Raw genomic sequence first — 13,224 nt, 5'->3', positions numbered from 1 at the left:
TTCATTTTCGTGAATCAAGATAACTCTGGAGAATGAGCTGCGAGGCCATACGATCCAGATTGCTCTTCCTCTGCCTCTCTTTCCTTTTCACGCCGAGTTCAAGCTGTATTCTTTGAGCCATTGTTGTAGTGAACCGTTCATCCCACTCGACCACCTCGATTTCGCCGTCAGGGCCGGACCGAAGCTTCTCTCTAAGTTTCGCTGCGAATTTTGCCGCCTCGATCGCTGAGACTCCTTCTTTACCGCTCAGCATCAGCGGTTTCCCGACGACGACCTTTCCAACCGACAACTTTACTATCATCGCTATTACTATTTCAATCAGGTTCCTGTCATTAGGTATCGTATCGAGACCGCGGGCAATTATTCCAGTCGGATCGCTTACTGCGATCCCTACTCTTTTCTGGCCAAAGTCGATTCCCATCATCCGTTTCTGTTCAGGCATTAGGTCCCTGTCCGGACGATCCGGCCGACATTCTGTCGACATGAGTCACGCTGTCGATCTTTTTCAACTTGTCGATCAGTCGTTCGAGATGTTCTTTGTCCTTGACATAGATAATGATGTGACATTCGAAAAGCTCGCCGCGGACTTCGGCTGAAACGCTCCGGATGTTCGTATTCTGATAATTAGTGACCGCATGCGTCAACTCCGTGAGGATTCCCGGCCGGTCGAGTCCCGACACGGTAACGCCGGCCACAAACAGGCCGCTGCTTTCGCCGGGCCATGTGGCATCGACGATTCTTTCTCTCGCTGCGTTTTCCAACCTTGCGAGGTTCGTACAGTTGCGCCTGTGGATCTTTATTCCCTCTCCGGTCGTGACGAACCCGACGATATCGTCGCCGGGTATCGGGCTGCAGCATTTCGCGTAAGAGAACTTGAGATCGGTGCGCGTGCCGTCGACTACAATTCCGTCGGATGCCCTGCGCGCAATCTCGACAAAAGTGTGCAGGGGTTTGGTATTTTCAACCGGCTCTCTCGCTGTCTTCTGCTGCGTGAGCCGCGCTATAACGCTGTCGGGTTCTATCTCCTCATCCGCGATCGCGATGAAAAATTTCTGCGTGTTGTCGAATTTAAGATCATGGAGAACTTTTGCGAAGTCGTCTTCCGCAATCGTCAGTTTGTGCTTCTTCACCCTCTTTGTCCAGATTTCCTCACCCTCGGCTGCTTTCTTTCTGGCTTCGTCGTTCAACCACCGGCGAATGTGCGCCTTTGCTTTCCGCGAGACGACAAACTTCTCCCAATCAGGATTTACGTTCTGGTTTGACGAGGTGATGATCTCAATCTGATCGCCGCTGTTAAGCTTGGTGTTAAGGGGCACGATTCTGCCGTTCACCTTTGCGCCGACGCAATGCGTGCCCACTTCGGAATGGATTTCGAAAGCAAAGTCGACGGGCGTGGATCCTCTTGGCAGAATCTGCAGGTCCCCTTTCGGAGTAAAGACATAAATCTCATCCTGGTACAGGTCGAGCTTAAAGCTCTCCAGAAAACTCGTCGCGGCGTCTTCGCTAGCGGCAACAGGCGGTTGTTCCAATATCTCACGAACCCACGAAATCCATTCGTCCAGATTCTTGTCAGACAGCTTTATGTCCTCTTTGTATTTCCAGTGCGCCGCCACTCCGCGCTCGGCCACCTCGTCCATCTGGTTCGTCCGGATCTGCACCTCGACCATCTTTCCTTCGGGACCGACGACGGTCGTATGGATCGATTGGTAACCGTTTTGTTTAGGAACAGAAATGTAATCCTTGAATCTTTCAGGAACAGGAGTGTAAATCTCCGAGACGATTCCATAGACGGAAAAACATTCGTTCTTATCGGCTGTATCGAGAATTACCCTGACCGCAAAGAGGTCGTAGATTTCCTCTATGGGCTTTCCCCTTTTCACCATCTTGTTGTAAATGCTGTAGATATGCTTGGGCCGTCCGGTAATGTCGAATTTAATTTCCTCTCCTTCGAGCCGCTTGCGTATTGGCTGGATGAATTTCCTGATATAGGCTTCACGCTCCCGCCGCTTCGCGTTCAACTTGCGGGAGATGTACTCGTAATCGGCGGCATTGATGTGTTTGAACGCGAGGTCTTCGAATTCCCATTTCACTTTTGCCAGACCGAACCGGTGTGCCAGCGGCGCATAGATTTCCAGTGTCTCCTTGGCGATGCGCTGTTGCTTTTCCGGCGCGAGGAACGCAAGTGTCCGCATGTTATGAAGCCTGTCCGCGAATTTCACGAGAATGACGCGCAGATCTTTCGCCATGGAGAGTAGCATCTTACGGTAATTCTCCGCCCGGGTGATGTCATGGCTCTCGACCGCGCCTGAAATCTTTGTCACGCCATCGACGATCTCGGCTATCTCATCTCCGAAATCAGATCGCACTGCCTTCAGATCGTAAGCGGTATCTTCGACCACATCGTGAAGAAGGGCAGCCGCGACAGAGATATCATCGAGTGGAATTTCTTTTGCGACAACAAGGGCGACTTCGTAGGGATGCGAGAAGAACGGTTCGCCTGATGCGCGAGGCTTTCCACGAACGTGCGCGTTCCAGCTGAATTCGAATGCTCGCCGTATGAGGTTTTCGTCTACCGTGAACAGGTTCGCCCGACACACTTCCAGCAGTCGGTTCAGTTTTTCAACGCTTTTTACATCAGCTAAATAAGACACCTTGTAAAATCTCCGAAAAAAGAGCTAAATCTTGCGTATCCAATCCCAATTTCAATTTAGAAACGCCACCGTAATTTCCAAATCTGGAGGTGTGAGCCTCAGGCCATAACCCCCCGTGCGCATCCCTCGATTGTCATTTTCAAATTCCATTTCCTAATTTCTTCTGTAATCACAATTCTGCCGCCGGCGGATGGAATCGTTTAGAAAATCAACTTGCGTTTCCCCGACAAGCATTGATTCCGACCGCGGGAAGCGATGGAACGGAAGGAAGCCCAGATGATACGAGAGATCCCGAGATCATTCATGGTTGGTGCATCGATCACGCTGATCGTGCTCGTAGCACTCTACTTTTTCACAAGAATACCTTCTGGCGGCGAGACGCTCCGCGTCCAATCCGCCGGCTCAAAGCTCGGAGGTGAACAGGTCGCGTATTCGGGCGGGGACAAGTGTGCGACTTGTCATCAAAGAGTGACGCCGGATATCGTGTACCAGTATGCGTCAAGCAGCATGGGAAAGTCAGGCGTGAAATGCGAGGACTGCCATGTAGTTGACAGGAATAATCCGATGGGTCACGACCATGAAGGTTTCTTCATTACCGGCGAGCCAACGCCGAAACAGTGCGCACGCTGCCATGTCAGAGAGACAGACGAATATCTTCACAGCCGCCACGCCGGGCCCGCCTGGATGGCGCTCACCGGCTTCGATGACTTCTCGCCGGAACAGAAGAAGCAAACCGAGCAGATCTCCGAACTCACACTCGGGCCGAACGGAATCCCAACCGCATTGAGAAATTCGATCTTCGATATGGAAGGCCCCAACGTCACTCCTGCGGCATGCCAGAGTTGTCACGAGATCGGAAAGCCCAACAAAGATGGAAGCATCGGAAACTGCAACAAGTGTCATTTGAGACACGAGTTCTCACTCGCCCAGGTCCGCAAACCTGAAGTATGCGGACAGTGCCATCTTGGTCCCGATCATCCGCAGGACGAGATCTACAAGGAATCCGCGCACGGTGTGATGTATGCGACTGAAGGAGAAAAATGGAACTGGGACCAGAAACCGGGTCGTCTCACAACCAGCGACATGCCTGCCCCGACTTGCGCCACATGCCATATGAGCGGGTTCGGCGGACAGGGAACCACCCACGAAGTTGGGACACGACTCACAAAATATCTCTTTGCCGCCGTGTCTACGGACAGACCGAACGGACAGCAGAACAGGCTGGCGATGCAGGAAGTGTGCGCCAACTGCCATTCGCAGACGTTCATTAAGAACGTATATCAACGTGCCGACAGCGTTACATCTTTTGTAAATGGAAAAGTCGCAGAGGCGTCCGCCATAATATCAGGATTGATCAAAGATAACATCATAACTTCTAAACCGTTCGCCACACAAATCAGTTTCGACGCCTTCGACCTGTGGCATTATTACGGCAGGACAGCGAAGTTCGCCGCATACATGCAGGGACCGGATTTCGTTCAGTGGCATGGAGTTTATCCGATGCTGAAACAGCTGAATGAAGTCAAAGAGGATGCCGCCGAGCTGCGCCGCCTGCATCGATCCGGAAGACGGCCATGAGCGAGATATCCGTGTTCCATCTTGCGAGAGTAAAGCTTCCGTTTGAAAAAAACCGGCTTCTTCTAATACTGGTTGGGATGAATTTCATTTTCACAGGGGTCGATGTAATTCTTGCGCATGCCGTGAACGATTTCGTCCCTTTGTACGAGCTCATCCCGATCTTCTTTGTGCCGCTTGCTGCACTTTCAAGTTTTCTCGTCGCTTTGAAGCCGAAGCCTGGGAAGACGATCGCACTTTTCCATATCTGTCTCATGGCGATTGGCGTAATGGTGGGAGTCGTCGGCACTGCGTTCCACGCGAACCAGGCGCTGAACCCGCTCGGACAGCTGACCTGGATATGGCTGACATTCGCGTCACCTATACTTGCCCCGCTCGCTTTTGCCGGAATTTCGCTCGTGGGATTGTACGCGGTGGTCGAAGAAAGGGAAACGGGAATTCTCGAGGTGCCGGGACTCGGCACGTTCAAGGCACCGATCTCGAGGGACCGGCATTTTCTCTGGCTTGTCGGACTGGGATTCGCGGCGAGTGCGCTCACGTCGATAATCGATCACGGCCAATATGGATATACATTATATAAGCTTATCCCTATCGCGTACGGACTTTTCTCGACAGGAGTAGTGATATCTCTGGCGGTTAGCAGGAGATGGTCTGCGGGAGATGAGCTCACATATTTTTGGACAATGGTTACAGGTATAGTTGTCGGGGTTCTCGGGTTCGCGTTTCATTTGTCGGGCGATCTAGCTGACAATGGCCGGCTCAGTCTGGAGAGAGTTCTTGTCTTCGCCCCGATCCTCGCGCCGCTTCTTTACTGTGACCTTGGGATTTTGGGACTGATCGTAGTTTCAAATGATTCCAGCGAGTAATTAGCAACTCGATTTTAGATTAGGACGCCCGGAAACGGGAGAGATACCCGAAAAATAGTGAAATTCCGTCATTCTCGTTGACTTTTTAAGCCACCGTGCCTAAATTGTTCGGCGATTCTGACGAGACTTCGGCGGCTCGCCGCCGGGGTGGCGGAACTGGTAGACGCGAAGGACTTAAAATCCTTTGGCCCCAAACGGGCCGTGCGGGTTCAAGTCCCGCCCTCGGCACAGAACGATTCAGGCACGGGCGATTAGCTCAGTTGGTTTAGAGCGCTACATTGACATTGTAGAGGTCAGAGGTTCGAATCCTCTATCGCCCACAGATATGAAAGAGAAGAGGTCAGAGGTTCTCCCGTCCCGAAGGTCCAACCGCAGGTCACTTCGGGAGACTCCTTCGGAGGATCCCTTCGGGAAAGGGACTCCTTCGGAGGAATCCTCTATCGCCCACAAACGAGATATGTCCTTGAGTATGAAGAATCTTTTCGTCGCAAGTTGATAACGAGGAAAGCTTCCGCTCTCCCGACCAGATGGGGTTTAATCTTTTTCCATTATCCGAATATTCTCCGGACTAATCATTCTAACGTAGAAGAATTTATATGCCAAAAGTGAAACTCCCTGACAATTCGGTAATTGAAGTCGCGCAATCGACCCCCGCGCTCGAGATCGCTAGAAAGATTTCGAATTCCCTCGCTGAAGATGCGCTCGCCGTGAAGATCAATGGAAAAGTCTGCGATGTGAACACCCCGATTTCATCCGACTGCGAAATCAAATTTCTGAAGTTCGAAGACCCTGAAGGGCGCGAAGTGTACTGGCACAGCAGCTCCCACCTCATGGCTCATGCGATTCAGTCGATCTTCCCGGAAGCGAAATTCGGAGTCGGCCCGGCCATCGACGACGGATTCTATTATGACGTCGACATCAGCAAGCCGTTAAGTCCCGAAGATCTTGTATCGATCGAGGCGAAAATGCACGAGATCGCCGACCGCGACAACGCATTCGTGCGCAAGGTGGTTCAGAAAAACGACGCTCTCAAATTCTTCGGCGACAAGAAAGACCCATACAAAGTGGAGATCATCACTGGTCTCGATGAGACGATCACTTTCTACAGCGAGGGTGATTTCACAGATCTGTGCCGTGGTCCACACGTTCCTTCCGCCGGAAAATTGAAATTCTTCAAGCTACTCGGTACGAGCGGGGCGTACTGGAGAGGTGACAGCAAGAACAAGATGCTCCAGCGGGTTTACGGAATCTCTTTCCCGAAAAAGAAGATGCTCGACGATCACCTTAAAATGCTCGAAGAGGCCAAACTCCGCGACCACAGGCGACTCGGGAAAGAACTCGAACTTTTCGTGTTCCATGATATTTCTCCGGGCGCGCCGTTCTGGCTCCCGAAAGGAATGGTAATATTCAGAGAACTCGAGAAATTTATCCGCGAAGAACTTGACAGGCATGGTTATGTCGAGATCTCAACTCCGATGCTCGTCAAGAAAGAGCTATGGGAACAGTCGGGCCACTGGGATCATTACAAACAGAATATGTTCATTCTGAACGTCGAAGAGGATACCTACTCGCTTAAGCCGATGAATTGTCCTGAAAGCACTTACGTTTACAAGCACAAGACGAGGAGCTATCGAGATCTTCCGTTGCGGCTTGCCGAGATCGGCAGACTTCATAGGAACGAAATTTCCGGCGCGCTGGGCGGTATGTTCCGCGTCAGACAGATCACTATGGACGATGCACACATTTATCTGCGTCCCGACCAGATCCTCGACGAGGTGATCGATCTGATCAATTTTGTGAACAGAGTCTATCGGATCTTCAATTTCGAACCGTCCTATAATCTTTCCACACGTCCGGACAACGCAATGGGCGACGTGAAGCTCTGGGAACAAGCCGAAGACTCTTTAAAGAAAGCGCTCGAGAAGAACGGCATCGAGTATGGTATCAAAGAAAAGGACGGCGCGTTCTACGGGCCGAAGATAGACATACAGATTAAGGACGCAATCGGCAGAGAGTGGCAGGTCGCGACAATACAACTCGACTTCGTCATGCTCCCTGAGAGGTTCGACCTGACCTACATCGACGCCGACGGCCAGGCGAAGCGACCCGTGGCGATCCATCGCGCAATATTCGGTTCATTCGAGAGATTTGTCGGCATATTGACCGAACATTATGCCGGCGCTTTCCCAACCTGGCTGTCGCCGGTTCAGGCAGCAGTCCTGCCGATCACAGACAGTCTGAACGATTATGCAAAGTCGGTAGTCGACGCTCTTCAGAAGGAAAACGTCCGCGTTGAACTGGACGACAGGAACGAGAAAGTCGGTTTCAAGATTCGCGAATGGGAGACGAAGAAGGTGCCGTACATGCTGATTGTCGGCCAGAAAGAGAAAGACGCCGGCACCGTGTCCATTCGCAAGCACCGGGAAGGCGACAAGGGAACTAAAAAGCTTACTGAATTCATTATGAGTATTAAGAAAGAAATAGTGGAAAAAACCTAGGAGTCCGCCTATCAACACACCAAAGTTAAAGATCAACAACGAAATCAGAGTCCCGAACGTCCGTTTGATCGACTCTGACGGTAAGCAGCTGGGGGTAATGCCTCCCCGTGAAGCCATGAGACTTGCAGAGAACAGAGGTCTTGACCTCGTAGAGATTGTACCCACCTCGAATCCGCCAGTATGCAAGCTGGTGGATTACGGCAAGTACATGTACGAGCTGACAAAGAAAGAAAAAGCAAAGACGAAGGGCCAGACCTCGGCACAACTCAAGGAGATCAGGTTTCACCCGAATACCGACGAGCATGACTTCCAATTCAAGTCGCGGCATGCAAAGGAATTTCTCGAGCAGGGACACAAAGTGAAGGGAAGTGTCTTCTTCAAGGGAAGAGAGATAACGTACGCGTCGCATGGAGAGGCCTTGCTCAACAGGTTTGTCGAGTTCCTGGTGGAAGTCGGCAAGGTGGAGCAGAAGCCGAAGCTGGAAGGTAAGAGCATGGCAGTGATCATCGCTCCCGACAAGTCGAAGAAGAAGACGGTCGAGCCAAAGCAAAAAGAGACAAAGGAGAATTGAAATGCCGAAGACAAAGACAAATCGCGCGATGGCAAAGCGAATAAAGAGGACAAAATCCGGCAAGTATCTGAGGGAAAAAGCGTTCAGGAGCCATATTTTAACGTCAAAGACTCGAAAGCGAAAGCGTCATCTCCGCGCAGCGGCAATCCTCGACAAGACGGACAACCGTCGCGTAAGGCAAATGTTAAACGAGTAGATGACTCTTTCGCGCGTTATTCTTATATTTAACTGTTTAATGGAGAAATCTTAAAATGCCACGTTCGAGAAATAAAGTCGCATCTCACAGAAGACGGAAAAAGACTCTAGAGCTAGCGAAAGGATTCTGGGGAGCGCGAAGCAAAGTACATTCGATTGCAAAGCATCATGTCGAGAAAGCGCTTCTGCATGCTTACAGGGACAGAAGGAAGAAGAAACGCGAATTCCGCAGTTTATGGATTGTCCGCATAAACGCTGCGGCGCGGGAGAACGGGACAACTTATTCCCGCCTGATCGCCGCGCTCGCAAAGAAGGAAGTGACGATGAACCGAAAGGTTCTCGCCGATCTCGCGGCAAACAATCCCGAGACTTTCAAGCAAGTCGTACATTTCGCATTTAATTAACACAATCTTCCTGCGTTCGGAAATCGGTTTTTCTGTATCGCAGGAAGATTTTTTGTATCCGGACATTCGGACATGTCCGCAGAATGATGACCGATTTTTCATCTAGTTCCTATTTAAATGGACAGAAGCAATGTTTGAGGAAATCGAAAAGCTGAAGGAAGAAGCCGCTGCCGATTTGAGTCACATCGAGAGCGTTGAATCTCTCGAGACGTTCCGCCTGAAGTATCTCTCGCGGAAAGGACTTATGGGGCAACTTTTCGAGAAGATGAAAGATGTACCGAAGGAAGAGAAACCGTCGGTCGGAAAATCTCTGAATGAGCTGAGGAATTTTCTCGAATCTGAATTCGACCTCGCAGGAAAGAGAATCAGAGGCGGACAGGGCGCGCAAAAGGACAATATCGATCTCTCAATCCCGGGAAGAACCAGGTACGTCGGCCGCAAACACCCGCTCACCAAGACAGCAGAAGAAATTAAGAAGATATTTCTTGGACTCGGATTCGGAATTGCCGACGGGCCCGAGATCGAAGACGATTATCACAATTTCGAAGCGCTGAACTTCCCTCCCGACCATCCCGCAAGAGACATGCAGGACACGTTCTTCGTGAAGAACGAGAGCGGCAAATATCTCCTGCGGACTCACACGTCTCCCGTCCAGATCCGCGTCATGGAAAACAACAGGCCGCCCGTCAGGGTGATAATGCCGGGGAGAGTTTACCGCAACGAAGCGATCAGCTCGAGGAGTTACTGCCTGTTCCACCAGGTGGAAGGCTTGTATGTCGATCGGCACGTGAGCATGGCAGAGTTAAAGGGAACAATTACATTCTTTGCCAGAGAATTCTTCGGAGGAGACGTAAAGCTTCGTTTCCGCCCGAGCTATTTCCCGTTCACTGAACCGAGCGCCGAAGTCGACATCAGTTGTTTTATTTGCGGCGGAAGCGGCTGCAGGATGTGCAAACATTCCGGCTGGCTCGAAATTCTGGGCTGCGGAATGGTCGACCCTAATGTGTACAAATACGTCGGCTATGACGAGACTGAAGTGAGTGGTTACGCCTTCGGCATGGGAATCGACCGGCTCGCGATACTTAAGTACGGGATAGACGATATCAGGCTTTTCTTCGATAATGATCTCAGGTTCTTAAATCAATTTTAACTTAAAATGAAAATCTCCAGGAAATGGGTTGAGCAGTTCGTCGATCTCTCGGGCATAACTGACGAAGATATCGCTCTTCGCTTGACGATGCTCGGACTTGAAGTCGAATCGTACGAGAATCTCGCGAGAAAGTACGATGGGTTCGTAATCGGCTCGGTGCTCGAGGTGGAAAAGCATCCAAATGCAGACAAGCTTACGGTATGCAAGGTGGACATCGGCGGAGAAACGAGGAGCATTGTTTGCGGCGCTCCGAACGTAGCCGCGGGCCAAAAAGTGCCCGTCGGACTCGTGGGTGCCGTCGTCCCGCACGACCAGCACGACCCTGAAGGAAAGCCGTTCACGCTAACGACGGCAAAGATTCGCGGCGTCGAGTCTGAAGGAATGATCTGTTCAGCGGCTGAGCTCGGTCTCGGTGACGATAAGAGCGGCATATTGGTATTCGAGGATGACGCGGCAGTCGGGAAACCGTTGGCAGAGCATCTCGGCGTCAACGACACCGTCTTGGACGTCAGTCTCACTCCCAACCGCGGTGACTGCCTTTCGCATCTCGGCGTTGCTCGAGAGCTAGCGGCGGCGTTCTCGAAGAAGATTACACACAGAAAACCGACGCTCCATGAAACCGAAACTCCCGTCACAGACTATGCGAAGGTCGAAGTGACGGCTCACGATCTTTGCCCCCGCTATTCCGCGCGGGTGATCACTGAAATCGCAGTTCGCCCGTCTCCACGATGGTTGAAAAACGCAGTGGAAAAAGTCGGGATGAGATCGATAAACAACATCGTCGACGCTACGAATTACGTCATGCTGGAGCTCGGCCAGCCGCTTCACGCGTTCGATCTAAGCCTGCTGACGAAGCACAAGATCGTCGTGAGACGACCTAAACCCGGCGAGTCGTCGTTCAAGACGCTTGACGAAAAAGAGAGGAAGATCGATCAGGAAATGCTGATGATTTGCGACGCCGAAAAGACCGTCGCGATCGGCGGAGTGATGGGCGGGATGAACAGCGAGATCCGTCCCGAGACCACCTCCATCCTCATCGAGAGCGCAAATTTCTCCGCGTCGTCCGTCAGGAAGACGTCGAAAGCGCTCGGACTCTCGACCGAGGCGTCTTACAGATTCGAACGCGGTGTCGACCCGAATCTCACCGTGATCGCGCTTGACAGGGTGAGCGACATAATCGCCGATACTTCGGGCGGAAAGATCGCACAGGGAATCATCGATGTCGCCGAGAAGAAGTTCGGACCGGCAAGGATCGAATTGCACGTCGAGAGAATCAATATGCTCCTCGGCACGCGGCTCGCCAGCGGAGAAATCAAGAAGTCTCTCGACTCGATCGGGATCATCTGCGAGAGAAAGTCCGATACGGTCCTCACATGCTTCGTCCCTACATATCGAGGAGATATCGAGCGCGAAGTCGACCTGATTGAAGAGGTCGGAAGACTTTACGGTTATGAGAAGATAGAAGATTCACTTCAGACGAGACTTGTATTCGACACGAGATTCGGGAAATCGGATCCCGACAACGGCCTCCGGGACTTTCTTGCGGGAGCGGGCTTCAACGAGATCGTGACGAATTCACTTCAGCCCGCATCGATAGCGGGATCGAGCGCACGAAATTATGTCAGGCTCGCGAACCCGATAAGCGAAGACATGGCCGCGATGAGGACTTCCCTTCTTCCCGGAACGCTCCAGACAGTTTCACGGAACCTCTCGTACGGAATGAAGAACATGAAGCTCTTCGAAATCGGAAGGATCTATTCCGAAAGCGACAAAAAGCAGACAGTCGGGAATTTCCTGGAGCAAACCACCCTCTCGCTTGCGATCACGGGTGCGTCTGACCCGGTATCATTCGACAGAAAAGAGACTCCATTCGATATTTTCGACCTGAAGACGGAGATGGAGCGTGTCATGCGGCACCTCAATCTTGACAATTGGGACATTATTTCTTATGATACTACCGAAGAATACGAACAACCATTAAAGTTGATTGTGAACGGAACTGAGGTAGGCACGGCAGGGCGAGTCAGCCGGACAACTCTCGAGAGATTCTCGATCGAACAGGATGTTTGCTTTGCCGAACTGGACCTTTCACAAATCATTTCAGCACGAGAGAAGGCAAAGAGATATCGTCCTCTTCCCAGATTTCCATTCGCTTCAGTCGACCTGGCGTTCATCGTCGACTCGGATGCACCGGTGGCAGGAATAATCAAATCGATCCGCGAATCCGGCAGCGAATTGTGCCGCGACATTCGCCTTTTCGATATATACGCTGGCGAAGGGATCCCTGAGGGCAAGAAGAGCGTAGCGTTCACCGTTGTGCTCGGGAGCGACGAGAGGACATTGAACGACATTGATGTCAGCAAGTTTATCGAAGGAGCAGAGATCAGGCTCCGGGAAGAATTTTCAGCCGTCTTAAGAAGACAGAAGAGCTGATATGAGCGCGACTACAGAATCGTCGGACGAACAAACAACATTGTCGATGAAGAAGCAGCTCCTTTTGGAGTTGTGGAACGAGATCAGGAGGGCGGTCGACATCGTAAGCGTTGTCAAAGGTGAGAACGAGTCGTTGAAACAAAACCTGGTAAAGGCGGGGTCCGAGATCGACAAGCTCAAAACGCAATCGGCAGAGCTCGAGAAGATGTTGACATCCAGGACCGTCGCTGCGTCAAACGGTCTCGACGATAAAGAGAGAGACCAACTTGTCGAGGCAGCGCAAAAGCTGATCGACAAGATCGACAAACAACTTAATCTCTACTGACCACGGAGCCGGAGATGGAAAAGAAGAGCATTCGTGTCACCATCCTGGGTAGAGAATATCCGCTTCGCGTTGAGAATGAAGAAAAAGCACTCAGAGTGGTAGCATACGTAGATTCTCTATTGAATGAACTCATTGAAAAAAATCCTGGTGCACCTACTTCGACCATAGCAGTGATTGCCGCTTTAAATATATCCGAACAACTGTTCGATTTAAAAGAGCGGGTCCAGAACGAGGGGATCGAGATCGCTGACCTGGTTGGAGTTTTGAGCTACTTGAGAGAGAATTTTCCGATCGAAGCGAGTTAAGTTCTTTTAAATATTTTCTGTAAAGTTTCAGCCGTAACGGTGCCGTGGTCACACGTGAAAGAACTGCTAAGTAAATGGTTATGGGAGCCCGGCTCGTGAACGACGAAAGCAGGCTGCAACCCGCCTCGTGCGGGTCGAACCGGAAACGATTCGCGGCAGAAGCATGACCCGTTCAGGAGGGCACCCACCGTGTCAAGATGGGGTTCTTTCCTATCTGCCACGCACGTTACGGCTTTTTTTATATAAACATC

At 51.4% G+C, this 13,224-nt stretch carries 12 protein-coding genes and 2 tRNA genes; 12 read left to right on the top strand and 2 right to left on the bottom strand.

The features are described 5' to 3' along the window. Position 1 precedes the first annotated feature (1 nt). Positions 2 to 442, bottom strand: a complete 441-nt coding sequence (ruvX, locus tag VIS48_16855) for a Holliday junction resolvase RuvX (GenBank protein HEY9167824.1) — start codon at positions 440 to 442, stop codon at positions 2 to 4. Then, positions 435 to 2,651 (bottom strand): bifunctional (p)ppGpp synthetase/guanosine-3',5'-bis(diphosphate) 3'-pyrophosphohydrolase, encoded by a 2,217-nt coding sequence (locus VIS48_16850; protein HEY9167823.1) that lies wholly within the window; start codon positions 2,649 to 2,651, stop codon positions 435 to 437. Before VIS48_16850 ends, ruvX begins: the two co-directional genes overlap by 8 nt. A gap of 276 nt (positions 2,652 to 2,927) precedes the next feature. Between VIS48_16850 and VIS48_16845 the strand changes: the two genes are divergently transcribed. The 12 genes from VIS48_16845 (at position 2,928) to VIS48_16790 (ending at position 12,973) form a co-directional block, all read left to right on the top strand. Continuing rightward, a complete protein-coding gene (locus tag VIS48_16845) occupies positions 2,928 to 4,229 on the top strand; it encodes a multiheme c-type cytochrome (protein HEY9167822.1) in 1,302 nt (433 codons plus the stop codon). Beyond that, positions 4,226 to 5,092 (top strand): hypothetical protein, encoded by an 867-nt coding sequence (locus VIS48_16840; GenBank protein HEY9167821.1) that lies wholly within the window; start codon positions 4,226 to 4,228, stop codon positions 5,090 to 5,092. The genes VIS48_16845 and VIS48_16840 overlap by 4 nt, the downstream gene beginning before the upstream one ends. Before the next feature lie 141 nt (positions 5,093 to 5,233). Continuing rightward, positions 5,234 to 5,320 (top strand) — tRNA-Leu (locus tag VIS48_16835). Between the two features lie 17 nt (positions 5,321 to 5,337). Beyond that, positions 5,338 to 5,412, top strand: a tRNA-Val gene (locus VIS48_16830). Between the two features lie 276 nt (positions 5,413 to 5,688). Next, entirely contained in the window at positions 5,689 to 7,590 is a 1,902-nt protein-coding gene (thrS, locus tag VIS48_16825; GenBank protein ID HEY9167820.1) for a threonine--tRNA ligase, read from the top strand. Positions 7,591 to 7,600: 10 nt separating this feature from the next. Then, the gene (infC, locus tag VIS48_16820) at positions 7,601 to 8,161 is read left to right on the top strand and encodes a translation initiation factor IF-3 (GenBank protein HEY9167819.1); all 561 of its coding nucleotides are present in this window, start codon (positions 7,601 to 7,603) and stop codon (positions 8,159 to 8,161) included. Position 8,162: 1 nt separating this feature from the next. Beyond that, positions 8,163 to 8,357, top strand: a complete 195-nt coding sequence (rpmI, locus tag VIS48_16815; protein ID HEY9167818.1) for a 50S ribosomal protein L35 — start codon at positions 8,163 to 8,165, stop codon at positions 8,355 to 8,357. Positions 8,358 to 8,412: 55 nt separating this feature from the next. Further along, positions 8,413 to 8,760, top strand: a complete 348-nt coding sequence (gene rplT / locus VIS48_16810; GenBank protein ID HEY9167817.1) for a 50S ribosomal protein L20 — start codon at positions 8,413 to 8,415, stop codon at positions 8,758 to 8,760. Positions 8,761 to 8,890: 130 nt separating this feature from the next. Then, positions 8,891 to 9,910, top strand: a complete 1,020-nt coding sequence (gene pheS, locus VIS48_16805) for a phenylalanine--tRNA ligase subunit alpha (protein ID HEY9167816.1) — start codon at positions 8,891 to 8,893, stop codon at positions 9,908 to 9,910. A gap of 6 nt (positions 9,911 to 9,916) precedes the next feature. Continuing rightward, complete coding sequence (gene pheT, locus VIS48_16800) at positions 9,917 to 12,343, top strand: phenylalanine--tRNA ligase subunit beta (GenBank protein ID HEY9167815.1); 2,427 nt, start codon at positions 9,917 to 9,919, stop codon at positions 12,341 to 12,343. Between the two features lies 1 nt (position 12,344). After that, positions 12,345 to 12,668 carry a hypothetical protein gene (locus VIS48_16795; protein HEY9167814.1) on the top strand — a complete coding sequence of 108 codons (324 nt, stop codon included), beginning with the start codon at positions 12,345 to 12,347 and terminating at the stop codon, positions 12,666 to 12,668. A 14-nt stretch (positions 12,669 to 12,682) separates the two neighbouring features. After that, complete coding sequence (locus tag VIS48_16790) at positions 12,683 to 12,973, top strand: cell division protein ZapA (protein HEY9167813.1); 291 nt, start codon at positions 12,683 to 12,685, stop codon at positions 12,971 to 12,973. The last annotated feature ends 251 nt before the right edge of the window (positions 12,974 to 13,224 follow it).

It is taken from the genome of Candidatus Kryptoniota bacterium, from assembly GCA_036567965.1.
Taxonomy (GTDB): domain Bacteria; phylum Bacteroidota; class Ignavibacteria; order Kryptoniales; family JAKASW01; genus JAKASW01.
This window is presented reverse-complemented; position numbering and strand designations above follow the sequence as displayed.

What these genes read in the sequence shown, in the direction of transcription:
- ruvX (HEY9167824.1), bottom strand. Translation starts at nt 442, where the DNA reads ATGCCTGAACAGAAACGGATGATGGGAATCGACTTTGGCCAGAAAAGA.
- VIS48_16845 (HEY9167822.1), top strand. Translation starts at nt 2,928, where the DNA reads ATGATACGAGAGATCCCGAGATCATTCATGGTTGGTGCATCGATCACG.
- VIS48_16840 (HEY9167821.1), top strand. Translation starts at nt 4,226, where the DNA reads ATGAGCGAGATATCCGTGTTCCATCTTGCGAGAGTAAAGCTTCCGTTT.
- thrS (HEY9167820.1), top strand. Translation starts at nt 5,689, where the DNA reads ATGCCAAAAGTGAAACTCCCTGACAATTCGGTAATTGAAGTCGCGCAA.
- rpmI (HEY9167818.1), top strand. Translation starts at nt 8,163, where the DNA reads ATGCCGAAGACAAAGACAAATCGCGCGATGGCAAAGCGAATAAAGAGG.
- rplT (HEY9167817.1), top strand. Translation starts at nt 8,413, where the DNA reads ATGCCACGTTCGAGAAATAAAGTCGCATCTCACAGAAGACGGAAAAAG.
- pheS (HEY9167816.1), top strand. Translation starts at nt 8,891, where the DNA reads ATGTTTGAGGAAATCGAAAAGCTGAAGGAAGAAGCCGCTGCCGATTTG.
- pheT (HEY9167815.1), top strand. Translation starts at nt 9,917, where the DNA reads ATGAAAATCTCCAGGAAATGGGTTGAGCAGTTCGTCGATCTCTCGGGC.
- VIS48_16795 (HEY9167814.1), top strand. Translation starts at nt 12,345, where the DNA reads ATGAGCGCGACTACAGAATCGTCGGACGAACAAACAACATTGTCGATG.
- VIS48_16790 (HEY9167813.1), top strand. Translation starts at nt 12,683, where the DNA reads ATGGAAAAGAAGAGCATTCGTGTCACCATCCTGGGTAGAGAATATCCG.